Source organism: Streptomyces hazeniae, from assembly GCF_031845485.1.
Taxonomy (GTDB): Bacteria; Actinomycetota; Actinomycetes; order Streptomycetales; family Streptomycetaceae; genus Streptomyces; species Streptomyces hazeniae.
In genome coordinates this window covers 1-455 of the sequence record NZ_JAVREQ010000173.1, presented here as the reverse complement: position 1 = coordinate 455, position 455 = coordinate 1, and the positions used below count along the sequence as shown (strand labels likewise).

Sequence of the window (455 nt, the reverse complement as noted above, 5' to 3'; positions counted from 1 at the left end):
CGAACGCCCCGGTGGCGGCGAGCGCCAGCTGGTTGACCCGGTGCGCACTCGCGCCGTCGAGCACGTCGGCGGCGTCGACCACGACGTCGGCGAACGTGACCGCGTATTCGTCGGAACCGTTGGAGGTCGGAGTCTTGGTGACCGTCACACCGTCGGCCTCGGGTGAGACCACTACCACCGCGTTGTCGGCGGTGACCAGCAGCCACTTGGCCGTCTCGGCATAGGGCACACCGATTTTGGTGCCGTTGAGCTTGCCTTCCGCGAAGTTGGTCGCGGGACGCTCCGGCAGTGACTGCCCGGGCTCGTTGAGCGCGGCCGAGAGCACCGCACCCGTCGCCACACCGGCGAGGTAGCGGTCCTGCTGGGCGTCGGAAGCCAGGTCGAGCAGCGTCACCAGACCAAGGCCCACGGTGGCCAGCGCCGGACCTGTCGTGCCGTGCCGGCCGATCTCGGTC

At 69.9% G+C, this 455-nt stretch carries 1 pseudogene; it reads right to left on the bottom strand.

Going from position 1 to position 455, the window contains the following annotated elements:
* Positions 1-455, bottom strand: a pseudogene (locus RM572_RS29170) (acyl-CoA dehydrogenase); the annotation flags it as partial.